Here is a 12,400-nt window from a genome sequence, read left to right as displayed (position 1 = left end):
TTTGACTTCGGTACTGCAACACACTCTTTAACCTTTACTGCACGGAAATCTGACTTGCTGAATGTATCAAAATCAACTTCTTCCTCAAATAAAGGCTCAATCTTTACATTAGAAAAATCAATCTTTTCAACCGGTTTTTCAGCCTCTGCAGGAGCTGCTTCGGAAGTCTTATTTGCCTTCTTGTCAGCGTCCAGGGACTTCATTGTCGGGAAGAGCAATACATCACGGATAGCCGGGCTGTTTGTCATCATCATTACCATACGGTCAATTCCGTATCCAATACCACCTGTAGGCGGCATACCGATGCTTAAAGCATTCAGGAAATCTTCATCTGTATGATTTGCTTCGTCATCACCAGCTTCGAATGCTTTTTCCTGTGCTTCGAAACGTTCTCTCTGGTCAATCGGATCATTCAGCTCAGAGTAAGCATTTGCCATTTCCCATCCGTTCATGAAGAATTCGAAACGCTCTACATAATCCGGATCTTCCGGTTTTTTCTTTGTCAGAGGAGAAATCTCTACCGGGTGATCCATAATGAATGTTGGCTGAATTAAGTGCTCCTCTACATATTCCTCAAAGAAGAGGTTTAAGATATCACCCTTCTGATGACGATCTTCATATTCAATATGATGCTCGTCTGCAACTTTCTTTGCTTCCTCAGTAGAATGAATCTCATTGAAATCTACGTTTGCATACTGTTTTACAGCATCGATCATGGTGATACGTGCAAACGGTTTGGACAGATCCATAGTGTGCTCACCATATGTGATCACCTCAGATCCTGTTACTTCTTTTGCCACATGACGATACAGGTTTTCTGTCAGATCCATCATGCCATGATAGTCTGTGTATGCCTGATATAACTCCATCAGAGTAAACTCTGGGTTATGACGGGTATCAAGACCCTCGTTACGGAATACACGACCGATCTCGTATACACGCTCCATACCACCTACGATCAGACGTTTCAGATAGAGTTCCAGAGAGATACGAAGTTTCAGGTCTTCATTTAATGCGTTGAAATGTGTCTCAAACGGTCTTGCTGCCGCACCGCCTGCGTTTGATACCAGCATCGGTGTCTCTACTTCCATAAATCCCTGTGCATCCAGGAAACGACGGATACTGCTGATTACTTTGGAACGTTTGATGAATGTATCTTTTACTTCTGGATTCATGATCAGGTCTACATATCTCTGACGATAACGTGTATCTGTATCTGTCAGACCGTGGAATTTCTCCGGCAGAACCTGAAGACTCTTGGAAAGCAGAGTAACCTCTGTTGCATGAATGGAGATTTCACCTGTTTTTGTCTTAAATACTTCACCTTTGATACCAAGAATATCGCCTACATCATATTTTTTGAAATCTGCGTAAGACTCTTCTCCGATATTATCACGTGCCACATAAGACTGAATACTACCCTGCAGATCCTGAATGTTGCAGAAAGAAGCTTTTCCCATAACACGTTTGAACATCATTCGGCCCGCAATGCTTACGGTCTTTCCTTCCAGCTCATCAAAGTTATCTTTGATCTCCATGCTGTGATGTGTCATGTCATATTTGGTAATCTGAAACGGATCCTTTCCACGTTCCTGAAGATCCTGCAGTTTTTCGCGACGTACCTTTAAAAGCTGGTTCACGTCTACATTCTGTCCACTTTTCTGTTCAGCCATTTCATGTTCTCCTTTTCTCTTAGTTTGATCTTTGAATTTCCAGTACTTTATACTGTAAAACGCCGGCCTGTGTCTCTACATTTACAATCTCACCAACTTTTGCTCCAAGTAATGCTTTTCCTACCGGAGATTCATTGGAAATTTTACCTTTTAAGCTGTTTGCTTCTGTAGAACCAACGATCTTATACTCAAGTTCCTCATCGAATTCGCAGTCAAGGATACGCACCTGGCATCCTACGCTGATCTTGTCCAGATCAACTTCTTCTTCAACAACAACTTCTGCATGTCTTAAAATTTTCTCAATTTCTTCAATACGAGCTTCGATGTCACGCTGCTCATCTTTTGCAGCATCATACTCTGCATTCTCTGATAAGTCGCCCTGTTCACGAGCTTCTTTAATTTTCTGTGCGATTTCTTTTCTCTTGACTACTTTTAAGTCCTGTAACTCATTTTCCAGTTTCTGTAATCCCTGGTAAGTTAAAAGATTTTTCTTATCCATTTCTATTGATCCTCCTGATCGTTTTATATTTATCAATAATTTTGAAGATTCTTATCCACTTTCACAATCACTACATTATACCCAATCGGTACTTCTATGTCAAGATTCTGCCTCTGTATCCGGTCTGTATTTTCCGGTCTTTTTTCTGATATTTCGGACATTTTCTGCTCTATTTGCTCATTCCGGGCTTCACGATCCTCTGTTTCTCTGCATTCCCGCCATCTGCGCTTGTAAAAAGGGACATAGATTACGTCCCTTGAAAACTTTTGCATATGTAGTTCACCCTGTCGCTGTAAATCAAGCACCATTCCTGCCCGACTCTCCCGTATTTCTTTTAACGGAAGCACTCGTACCAGCAATCCGTATTCTGCTGCCAGCCATTCTGTCATTTCCAAAAAATGTTCCGGCCGGTCCGTACAGACTTCCAAAAAATTCAGTCCCGGATAAAGCTGCCTGAGAATCCGATCCACATCGTCCTCTTCTCCAAATACCTGATTCGGTGTATCTGTATCAATGATCAGTGGGCAAAATGTCCGATATGTTTGATCTTTTTGCATTAAAATCTGCTCTATGATTTCTCTGGTATCATTAATCCATGGATTGTCTATTGGTTCTTCTGTAAATTCGGATTCTGTCAGTAATCCCTCTGATTTTCGTAAATATCGTAACCTGATGGTTTGAATTTTCTTGCACCACTTCTGTAACATTCTGCGAAGACTCTGTTTGTCCCGGCTCCCATTTTGTTCTTGCTTTCTGTTCACATCACGCATCTATAGCCTCCTCTATTTCAGACATTCTTTCCTGCTGAAATAAGGCGTTTCTATATTTTATCCGCTATACCAAAAAGCAGAACTCAATCTTGTGATTTTTCTTACATTATATCTGACGTTTTATGTCTCTTCTGCCAGCCACTGCTCCAGCAGTTCTTCTAACTGGGCATAACTTTCGACCTCGTTGATCTTACCACGCAGTTTGGAAGAATTTTTGTATCCGGCCGTATACCATGCCGCATGTTTTCGGATTTCCCGAATTCCAATGTAATCACCTTTCACCTGAAGCTGCAGACGTGCATGTAAAAGCATCATATCTGCCACTTCATGCTTTGACGGGCGAGGCAGTTCTCCACCTGTCTCCAGCTGATATTGAATCTGTTTGAAGATCCATGGATTTCCCTGAGCTCCACGACCGATCATAAACCCATCGCAGCCAGTCTGTTCCTTCATTCGAACCACATCCTGTGCACAGAGGATATCTCCGTTTCCAATAACCGGAATCGATACAGCCTCTTTTACCTGACGAATGATATCCCAGTCCGCTTTTCCAGAATAATACTGCTGTCTGGTTCTTCCATGTACCGCTACCGCCGCCACTCCACAGCTTTCTGCGATTTTGGCGATCTCCACAGCGTTCACATGTTCCTCATCAAAGCCTTTACGGATTTTCACCGTCACTGGTTTTTTCACCGCTTTTACCATTTTGGTCAGGATTTCTTCCACCAGCTTCGGATCCTTCATCAGTGCGGATCCCTCATGGTTATTGACAACCTTCGGCACCGGGCAACCCATGTTAAAATCCAGGATTTCAAAAGGGCGTTCCTCAATCTTTGCCGCCATTGCCGCCAAAATATCCGGATCTGAGCCAAAAAGCTGCAAAGATACCGGGTGTTCCTCCGGATGAATCTCCATTAACAGATCTGTATTTTTATTTTTATAATAAATTGCTTTTGCGCTGACCATCTCCATGCACAAAAGTCCGGCCCCCTGTCTGCGGCATAACAAACGAAATGGCAGGTCTGTTACTCCTGCCATAGGTGCCAGTACTAAATTGTTCTCCAGGGTTACATTGCCTATTTTCAATTGATCCATACTGTACTCTTTCCGTTTTTCTTATATTTATCCTTGTATCTGATCTGAATTTTCGAAACTACTTTTTCTGTTTTTCAAAAATCAGGCGCATACCCTGAAGTGTCAGCAGTGGATCATAAATATCAATGGCATCGGTTTCTTTTTCAATGATCCGGCCAAGTCCACCTGTCGCAACGACTTTGATATTGCCCTTTCCAAACTCTTTTTTCATCTGTTTGACAATATACTCCGTCTGTCCGATCTGACCATAGACCAGACCTGCCTGCATACATGCAATGGTATCCTGCGCAAGAATACTCTTCGGTTTTTTTATCTCAAACTCCGGCAGTTTTGCAGCCATACTCCACATAGCCTGCGCGGAAGTACGAATACCCGGTGCGATCACGCATGCGGTAAAGGTACCGTCTGAATCCACCAGATCAAAAGTAGTTGCCGTACCATAATCAATCACAATCGCCGGTCCGCCATACAGCTCATAAACTGCTGCCGCATCCACGATACGGTCTGCGCCAACCTGACGCGGGTTTTTGGAAGCCACACGAATTCCGGTCTTTACTCCTGCCTCGATAATAATTGGTTTTGTATGAAAATATTTGATGATAGCACTTGTCAGGGAATGCATTACGTTCGGCACTACGGATGCAACAATAACATCTGTAATTTCTCCAACTTTCACCTGATTATGTTCCAGCAGCTCACACATCACCATGCCGTACTCATCTGAAGTACGTGTCTGAATTGTTGTCATTCGGAATGTGGTACGCAGTTTTTTCCCTTCAAATACACCCAGTGTGATATTTGTATTCCCGATATCTACGGTTAAAAGCATTTCTCCAGTCCTCCACTAGCTAGTTTTCTATGTTTATCTGATGAGTTACTTTATAATACATTTCCAGCGATTCCAACAATTCCTGCTTTGTGTTCTGCAACTGTTTCACTTTCAGAACACTTCCAATCTCATCATACAGCAGATCACCCTCATCTGCCGCCGCCTCAAAGATCAGTTCTCCGTCTTCATCAAATTTCAAAGTAAGTGTACCGCCTACATCTTCTGTATACAATACACACATCAATTTCAGTTCATCCTGGATTCCCTGTGGTAATTTCTGGAAATCCGGATTCAGATAATATTTTTTTGTATATGCGCTGGATCCACACAGCACTACTTCTTCCTGATTCATAAATGATCATTTTCTCCTGTTATCTATTCTTCTGTCCAGTTCGTCTATTCTGGCAAACAAAGGTACATTCATCACACATATCCATACACACCACGAACGGATACTTCACCGGAGGAAACATGGGCTGTTCCATCTTCTGTCTGTACCAGAAGTTCCCCATTCTGATTGATTCCCTGCGCGACGCCGGTATATTCCTGCCGCGGGTCAAGCACACGCACACTGCGCCCGCGGTTGACAAGATGGCTGTTATACTCATTCATCACACCAGACAGATCCTGTGTCTCCAGATAAAGAGCATAATATTTTTCAAACTCTGTCATGATCTTTGCAGCCAGTTTTGCCCTGCTGATGCGCACACCAGTCAGCAGATACAGGGAAGTAGCCGTCGCAGCCACTTCCTCCGGAAAAATTTCATTGGAAACATTGATTCCGACACCGATCACAATATGGTTAATATAATCAATCTGTGCGCTCATCTCCGTCAGGATGCCACAGACCTTTTTACCGTCACATACGATATCGTTCGGCCACTTGATCTGTGTGTCAATTCCAACCACATCCTCAATGCCTGCCCGGACAGCAAGTGCCATAACAAGTGTCAGCATGGAAGCATTTCCCGGTTGAATATCCGGTTTTAACAACAAGGTCATAAAAATACCTTTGCTGGCTTTGGAATCCCAGGAACGTCCACGACGACCTTTTCCGGAAGTCTGACAATCACTGAGAACCAGCAGACCATGTTCTGCCCCTTCTTCTGCCAGACGTTTTGCCTGATTGTTGGTGGAATCGGTCTTGTCAAATACCACAAGATGCTGTCCTGCCCAATCTGTTTCCAGATATTTTTGAAGCAGTTCTTCCGTCAGCAGATCCGGTTCTTCTTTTAAACGGTAGCCTTTGTTTCTCACCGCTTCAATCACATATCCTTCTGCTTCCAGCTGGCGGATTGCTTTCCATACCGCTGTGCGGGATACACCAAATTTTTCACTGATTTCCTGTCCGGATATAAAATCCGGACAATTCTGCAAAAGTTCCAGAATTTTCTTTTTCACAGTTTTCTCCATCCTATCATACAGTTACACCGTACGTATTTATTTCTCATCTCCGCCAAGGGTTGCATACATAACCGCTTTGATGGTATGCATGCGGTTCTCAGCCTCATCAAATACGATAGACTGCGGGCTTTCAAATACCTCGTCTGTCACTTCCATTGCATCCAGACCAAATTTGTCATGAATCTCTTTTCCGATTTTTGTATTCAGATCATGGAATGCCGGCAGACAGTGCATGAATTTTACCTGCGGACCTGCATTTTTCATTAACTTTGCATTTACCTGATATGGTGTCAGCTCTTCGATACGGCTTGCCCATACTTCATCCGGCTCACCCATGGATACCCATACATCTGTATAGATAACATCTGCACCTTTGGTTCCTGCCATTGCATCTTCTGTCAGAGTGATTGTTGCACCGGTCTCTTCTGCGATGGCACGACACTCAGCAACCAGTTCCTCATTCGGGAAGTATTTTTTATTTGTGCATGCGGTAAAGTGCATACCAAGTTTTGCGCAGACAACCATCAGAGAATTTCCCATATTATAACGGGCATCACCCATGTATGCAAGTTTAATTCCTTTTAAATGTCCGAAATGCTCTTTGATCGTCAGCATATCAGCAATCATCTGTGTCGGATGGAACTCATTTGTCAGACCATTCCATACCGGAACACCTGCGTATTTTGCCAGGTCCTCAACAATGGTCTGCTCAAATCCACGATACTCGATACCGTCATACATACGTCCAAGTACACGGGCGGTATCTGCAATGCTTTCTTTTTTACCAATCTGGGATGCAGACGGATCAAGGAATGTCGCATGCATACCGAGATCATAAGCAGCTACCTCAAAGGAACAACGGGTACGTGTACTGTTTTTTTCAAAAATCAGCGCAATGTTTTTGCCGGATAACACATCGTGACGGATGCCTTTTTTCTTTTTCTCTTTCAGTTCTGCGGACAGATCGATCAGATATGTAATCTCCTCCGGTGTAAAATCTAACAATTTCAGAAAATTCCTTCCTTTTAAGTTCATCTTTTTTACCTCTCTTTATATATATCATGCTACAAACAGGGCTGCCCAAATCAGGCAGCCCATGTTACATTTTCTACTTTTCTTTTACATCTGCTGCTACTTCTACCAGAGATTTGGCAAGTCCTGCCATACCCTGAATCTCTGATGGAATAATGATCTTTGTTGCTTTGCCGTCTGCTGCTTTTGCAAATGCTTCCAGACTCTTGATCTGAAGTACTGCTGCATCCGGAGAAGCCTCTTTCAGGAAACGAAGACCATCGGCGTTTGCCTGCTGGATCTTCAGGATCGCTTCTGCCTGACCTTCTGCTTCCTTGACGGTTGCCTCGCGTTTCGCTTCTGCACGAAGGATTGCTGCCTGTTTCTCAGCCTCCGCATCCAGAATTGCAGATTCTTTCTTACCTTCTGCTACCAGAATGGTGGATTTCTTCTCACCTTCTGCACGAAGGATCGCCTCACGACGTTCACGCTCAGCTTTCATCTGTTTCTCCATCGCATCCTGAATTGCCTGCGGTGGAATAATGTTTTTCAACTCTACACGGTTTACTTTAATTCCCCATGGATCTGTTGCGATATCAAGTGATGCACGCATCTTTGTATTGATGGTCTCTCTGGATGTCAGCGTCTCATCCAGTTCCAGATCACCAATGATATTTCTCAGTGTTGTCGCTGTCAGATTCTCAATGGCCATGATCGGGTTCTCCACGCCATAGGAAAATAACTTCGGATCCGTAATCTGGAAAAAAACAACTGTGTCAATTCTCATAGTAACATTATCTTTTGTGATAACCGGCTGCGGTGCAAAATCTACAACCTGCTCTTTTAAGAGTACTCGTTTTGCCACACGGTCGATAATCGGCATTTTAAAATGAATACCAACTTCCCATGTTCCCTGATATGCTCCCAGACGTTCCACAACATATGCATTTGCCTGCGGAACAATTTTGATACACGAAGCCAGAATCAGAATAACTACTACGATCAGAATAATAATTGCAATCATGTATTGTCCTCCTTTTACTGTTCTTTCGGACGTCTGACCATCAGTTTCACGCCACTGATCGACATAACCTGAACAACATCGTCCTTGTTGAACTTCTCCTTGTCATCCACACTTCTCGCGGACCATTCCTGGCCTCGAATCATAACACGCCCTTTCGATTGAAGATTATCAATCGGTTCAAGCACCACCGCTTCCTCACCGATCAGTGTTTGGGCATTTGTGCGGATATGACCGGAATTAAATTTTCTCTGAGCCAGTGGGCGGATCAGCAGTACCAATGCCAACGACACGATCAGAAATACAATGACCTGCACCGCCGACCCAAAATCAGCCAGACTAATAAAAAATGCAGCCAGTGCACCGCCGGCAAACCAGATTGTCAAAAGTCCTACAGTCGCAATCTCAACCAGAATAAAAATGACCAACAGAATCAGCCATATCATAGGTGCCGATAATGAAAACATGTCGTTTCCCCCTTCCTTGCTTTTCACCAATATACTATATTTTATCCTGTTTTACAATAATAAAAACAAAAATGGAACCACAGCCTGTATCCGGTTTCTTCCGGATTCTAACTGTGATTCCATCGTTTTTATACTGTCTTTGTTTTTCTTACAAACAATGTTCTGCTACATTTCTTTTTTAATAGAAAATCTGTGTTCCGATTACAGTTCCGGAACCACTTGTTCCTGCATGAAAGTATTTTGCTCCGCCTGTGTTATCAGCTCCTGCAAGTGCTTCTGCTGCTGCCTGATAACAGCTGGAAGAAATTTTTCCGCTATTCAGAACACGGGCAAGTTTACCGCTTGATGCCGGAGTGAACTGGCCACTCTGATATACAACACCTGAAATACTGTTCGGGAAAGAGCCGCTTTTTACACGATTCATAACCACCGCACCAACCGCAAGCTGACCTGCATATGGCTCACCGCCTGCCTCGCACTCAATGATTGCAGCCAGAAGCTGTGTATCACTGGAGGATGCGCTGACTGCTGCTGAAGTAGTGACAGAAGCACTGCTTCCCTGTGCCCCCTGTGCTGCAGCAGCTGCTTCCCGCTGTGCCTTTGCAGCCTCTCTGGCTCTTATCTCCTCCATGCTTACTGCATCTTCTACGTTCAGTTCAACGTCTACATAATCTGCTGCAACATATGCTGCTGTACCGTTGTAATCTACAGAAATCCATCCATCTACTGTTTCTGTATCTGTATTTACTTTCAAAGACTGACCCGCATCGATCACATCCAGGATTTTTGCATCCGTATTGGATTCCTCACGGACACGGATACCGTCTGCATTTGCGGTAGCCTCTGTATCGCAATTTTCTTCTGCATATACACGTGCGTCATTTCCAAACACACAATACGCATTATTTACATAACCTTCTACATCACCGGATTTTACTTTTGTCCATTCATCACCGACTTCTAGAACTTCCGCTCCGCTTCCGTGATAGAACTTACCGACTACTTCCGCATCTGTAGATGCCTCTTTTCGTATATTTAACGAACTATCTTCGTCTACTGTTACCAACATTTTGTTGGCCCACTCTGCAGCTAATGCCGCTGCCTGTGCATTCTGATGTGTAATCTGGATTGACTGAACTCCTGTGCTTGCTGTCTGGCTTGCACGATTTACCACTGTCTCCAGTGTCCCGTTGTTTGTCTCTACCTCAGCAGCACTTGCAGAAACGGCTGTTGTGACGGATGAGATAGCCAAAGCTGCTGTGATAATTCCGCTTTCAATAACCTTTCTAAATTTCATATGACCTCCTGATTCATGTTCTCACTCAAATGCCCTTGAGAACCTGTTTAGATTTTATAATGTTTGTTTAGTATTACGATTCTGTTTATTTTTATGCATTTCTTTTAATTTTGTTACAGAAATGTTACATAAACATTGCACGCATTATAACAATCTATTTTCAGGATGTCAACCCTGTTTTTTGATTTTTGTGGATTTTTTACCCATTTTCAAGGTTAAAAGTGCTTATTTTGCTCCAAAAAACGCCATTTTTTGTTTAATTTTTGGGATTGACTTTTTTCTGGTCACGATCAATTTATTACATTCATTTGTAACTATTGAAAAGGCAGATTATTCTATCAAAAAATGATACAGATTTTTGGTTACGGAAACATCTCTCGCATCACACTTCCAAACAATTCTTCATCCGCTTTTGAGACAGCATGTCCTCTTGATTGATGATCATTTTTTCTGTTCTCCCGCCCTTCATATTCCCGCTCATTTTCTCTTCCGGATGCCTTCTGGCTCAGCGCCAGTTTCATGACATCCCGAGACTTATCTCCAAGGTATTTTATCTGTCTGCGGCATCTTTGTACTGCCAGCAGATTCATTATCATAAGTATCACGATCGCGCATAGAATTGCCAGAAATACTACTGTTGTGTGCTGTCCGTATAATTGTTTTACCAAATGAATCAAATACTCCATCTGGTGCCTCCTTCCTGCCATTTATGTATGACACTTTTTATTTTTGTTACATACTTAGTGTAACAAAATCATACATATAAAAAAAGAGGGCCGGAGGCAGTTTTCATCGCAAGTTTCGACCAGTTTCTTCTTATTAAAAATAAACGCTTGTCTAGGTTTTGCAATAGGTGTATATTTAAGCAGAAAAGAGCAGATATTTTATAGCGGTTTTGACTCACAGAAAAAACATTTTTAATGCAAGAAAGTGTGCTATCACACACTTACGCGTTTAAAATTATCAATGGCACATCTTTTTTGCACGCGCCGAGCACGCTTGCGAAGCAATAATTTCTTCTCGTGCGAGTGCGCATCGTTTGCACGAAGTGCTTTTGTTTGATAGGAAATTCATCGAAATTTCCTACCAAACAATTCAAATCGCTATTACGAATCTTATATAAGAAAGGATATGCATATGAAAAGAATCATTCTTACGGGCGGCGGTACTGCCGGTCATGTTACACCAAATATTGCCCTGCTTCCAAGATTAAAAGAATTAGGTTATGAAATCTCCTATATCGGATCCTACGAGGGCATGGAAAAAGGGCTGATCGAACAGCAGCACATTCCTTATTATGGTATTTCTTCCGGTAAACTACGTCGTTACTTTGACCCAAAAAACTTTTCCGATCCGTTTAAAGTTATGAAAGGATATTTTCAGGCAAAAGCTTTGATGCGCAAACTGAAACCGGATATTGTATTTTCCAAAGGCGGATTTGTCAGTGTTCCTGTGGTACTTGCCGCAAAACACGCTCACATCCCGACAATCATCCATGAATCCGACATCACACCGGGACTTGCAAACCGTATCGCTATTCCAGCGGCTAGCCGTGTATGTTGTAACTTCCCGGAGACGATTCCTCATCTTCCAGAAGGAAAGGCTGTGTTATCCGGTTCTCCGATCCGTGCAGAGTTACTTCACGGAAGCAAAGAAAGAGCCTACACATACACCTGTCTGACTCCGGATAAACCGGTCATCCTCGTTGTTGGCGGAAGTTCAGGTTCCAAGGTGATCAATGATACCGTGCGTAGTCTGCTCCCACAGATTCTGAAAAAATATCAGGTCATTCATCTGTGTGGAAAAGGCAATCTGGATCCGACTTTACATAATACAGAAGGATATGTACAGTATGAATATGCCAATGCTGAACTTGCTGATTTATTTGCTGTATCTGAGCTGGTTATTTCCCGTGCAGGTGCCAATTCTATCTGCGAATTACTGGCATTACGCAAACCAAATATCCTGATTCCGCTTTCCAAAAATGCGAGCCGCGGAGACCAGATCTTAAATGCGAATTCTTTCCAGAAACAGGGCTTCAGCTATGTGATTGAAGAAGAGGAATTAAATGATCAGACACTTTCTGAGGCGATTAAAACGGTATGGGAGAAACGTGACGATTACGTGCATGCAATGGAGAGCAGTGATCAGATGGATGCAGTTACGACGATTACGGATTTAATCGAAAAATTGCGGAAACGTTAATTTCTTTTGTGAGGGAAATTTTTAGGTTATTAAGGAAAATCCCTGTATTTTGGAGTGTGTGAAACTTTTTCTGTAAATTAACAAATAATAGGTTCTTCTATGATAAAATAAAAATCATAGGAGGGCCTT

At 42.8% G+C, this 12,400-nt stretch carries 13 protein-coding genes; 1 reads left to right on the top strand and 12 read right to left on the bottom strand.

All coding sequences use genetic code 11. The annotated features are described in order from the left end of the window. From lysS to Q0I54_RS11900, 12 genes are all read right to left on the bottom strand, one after another. Positions 1 to 1,673, bottom strand: a 1,673-nt coding sequence (lysS, locus tag Q0I54_RS11955) for a lysine--tRNA ligase (RefSeq protein ID WP_296118899.1), incomplete at its 3' end; no start/stop codon positions are given. Positions 1,674 to 1,692: 19 nt separating this feature from the next. Beyond that, on the bottom strand, positions 1,693 to 2,172 hold the full coding sequence (greA, locus tag Q0I54_RS11950; RefSeq protein ID WP_296118898.1) for a transcription elongation factor GreA: 480 nt from the start codon (positions 2,170 to 2,172) through the stop codon (positions 1,693 to 1,695). Positions 2,173 to 2,204: 32 nt separating this feature from the next. Then, on the bottom strand, positions 2,205 to 2,942 hold the full coding sequence (locus Q0I54_RS11945; protein WP_296118897.1) for a hypothetical protein: 738 nt from the start codon (positions 2,940 to 2,942) through the stop codon (positions 2,205 to 2,207). A gap of 120 nt (positions 2,943 to 3,062) precedes the next feature. Beyond that, complete coding sequence (gene dusB / locus Q0I54_RS11940; RefSeq protein WP_296118896.1) at positions 3,063 to 4,037, bottom strand: tRNA dihydrouridine synthase DusB; 975 nt, start codon at positions 4,035 to 4,037, stop codon at positions 3,063 to 3,065. A 58-nt stretch (positions 4,038 to 4,095) separates the two neighbouring features. Further along, complete coding sequence (locus tag Q0I54_RS11935) at positions 4,096 to 4,866, bottom strand: type III pantothenate kinase (protein ID WP_296118894.1); 771 nt, start codon at positions 4,864 to 4,866, stop codon at positions 4,096 to 4,098. A 19-nt stretch (positions 4,867 to 4,885) separates the two neighbouring features. Further along, the gene (locus Q0I54_RS11930; protein WP_296118893.1) at positions 4,886 to 5,218 is read right to left on the bottom strand and encodes a DUF6145 family protein; all 333 of its coding nucleotides are present in this window, start codon (positions 5,216 to 5,218) and stop codon (positions 4,886 to 4,888) included. Between the two features lie 71 nt (positions 5,219 to 5,289). After that, entirely contained in the window at positions 5,290 to 6,279 is a 990-nt protein-coding gene (locus tag Q0I54_RS11925) for a biotin--[acetyl-CoA-carboxylase] ligase (protein ID WP_296118891.1), read from the bottom strand. Between the two features lie 27 nt (positions 6,280 to 6,306). Beyond that, positions 6,307 to 7,305 (bottom strand): ornithine carbamoyltransferase, encoded by a 999-nt coding sequence (gene argF / locus Q0I54_RS11920; protein ID WP_296118890.1) that lies wholly within the window; start codon positions 7,303 to 7,305, stop codon positions 6,307 to 6,309. Between the two features lie 73 nt (positions 7,306 to 7,378). Further along, entirely contained in the window at positions 7,379 to 8,305 is a 927-nt protein-coding gene (locus Q0I54_RS11915; RefSeq protein WP_294785539.1) for an SPFH domain-containing protein, read from the bottom strand. Between the two features lie 14 nt (positions 8,306 to 8,319). Continuing rightward, complete coding sequence (locus tag Q0I54_RS11910; RefSeq protein WP_296118889.1) at positions 8,320 to 8,769, bottom strand: NfeD family protein; 450 nt, start codon at positions 8,767 to 8,769, stop codon at positions 8,320 to 8,322. Positions 8,770 to 8,947: 178 nt separating this feature from the next. Next, positions 8,948 to 10,066 carry a cell wall hydrolase gene (locus Q0I54_RS11905; RefSeq protein WP_296118887.1) on the bottom strand — a complete coding sequence of 373 codons (1,119 nt, stop codon included), beginning with the start codon at positions 10,064 to 10,066 and terminating at the stop codon, positions 8,948 to 8,950. Positions 10,067 to 10,428: 362 nt separating this feature from the next. Then, positions 10,429 to 10,752: a hypothetical protein gene (locus Q0I54_RS11900; RefSeq protein WP_296118885.1), complete on the bottom strand. Its 324-nt coding sequence runs from the start codon at positions 10,750 to 10,752 to the stop codon at positions 10,429 to 10,431. A 451-nt stretch (positions 10,753 to 11,203) separates the two neighbouring features. On the opposite strand from Q0I54_RS11900, the gene Q0I54_RS11895 reads away from it, so the two are divergent. Further along, a complete protein-coding gene (locus Q0I54_RS11895; protein WP_296118884.1) occupies positions 11,204 to 12,271 on the top strand; it encodes an undecaprenyldiphospho-muramoylpentapeptide beta-N-acetylglucosaminyltransferase in 1,068 nt (355 codons plus the stop codon). The last annotated feature ends 129 nt before the right edge of the window (positions 12,272 to 12,400 follow it).

It is taken from the genome of uncultured Eubacterium sp., assembly GCF_934295145.1.
Lineage (GTDB): Bacteria > Bacillota > Clostridia > Lachnospirales > Lachnospiraceae > Eubacterium_I.
The sequence above is the reverse complement of the archived record's forward strand: the minus strand, read 5'-3'. Positions and strand labels throughout refer to the sequence as shown.

Coding starts and splice junctions, on each gene's coding strand:
- greA (WP_296118898.1), bottom strand. CDS start 2,172: ATGGATAAGAAAAATCTTTTAACTTACCAGGGATTACAGAAACTGGAA.
- Q0I54_RS11945 (WP_296118897.1), bottom strand. CDS start 2,942: ATGCGTGATGTGAACAGAAAGCAAGAACAAAATGGGAGCCGGGACAAA.
- dusB (WP_296118896.1), bottom strand. CDS start 4,037: ATGGATCAATTGAAAATAGGCAATGTAACCCTGGAGAACAATTTAGTA.
- Q0I54_RS11935 (WP_296118894.1), bottom strand. CDS start 4,866: ATGCTTTTAACCGTAGATATCGGGAATACAAATATCACACTGGGTGTA.
- Q0I54_RS11930 (WP_296118893.1), bottom strand. CDS start 5,218: ATGAATCAGGAAGAAGTAGTGCTGTGTGGATCCAGCGCATATACAAAA.
- Q0I54_RS11925 (WP_296118891.1), bottom strand. CDS start 6,279: ATGGAGAAAACTGTGAAAAAGAAAATTCTGGAACTTTTGCAGAATTGT.
- argF (WP_296118890.1), bottom strand. CDS start 7,305: ATGAACTTAAAAGGAAGGAATTTTCTGAAATTGTTAGATTTTACACCG.
- Q0I54_RS11915 (WP_294785539.1), bottom strand. CDS start 8,305: ATGATTGCAATTATTATTCTGATCGTAGTAGTTATTCTGATTCTGGCT.
- Q0I54_RS11910 (WP_296118889.1), bottom strand. CDS start 8,769: ATGTTTTCATTATCGGCACCTATGATATGGCTGATTCTGTTGGTCATT.
- Q0I54_RS11905 (WP_296118887.1), bottom strand. CDS start 10,066: ATGAAATTTAGAAAGGTTATTGAAAGCGGAATTATCACAGCAGCTTTG.
- Q0I54_RS11900 (WP_296118885.1), bottom strand. CDS start 10,752: ATGGAGTATTTGATTCATTTGGTAAAACAATTATACGGACAGCACACA.
- Q0I54_RS11895 (WP_296118884.1), top strand. CDS start 11,204: ATGAAAAGAATCATTCTTACGGGCGGCGGTACTGCCGGTCATGTTACA.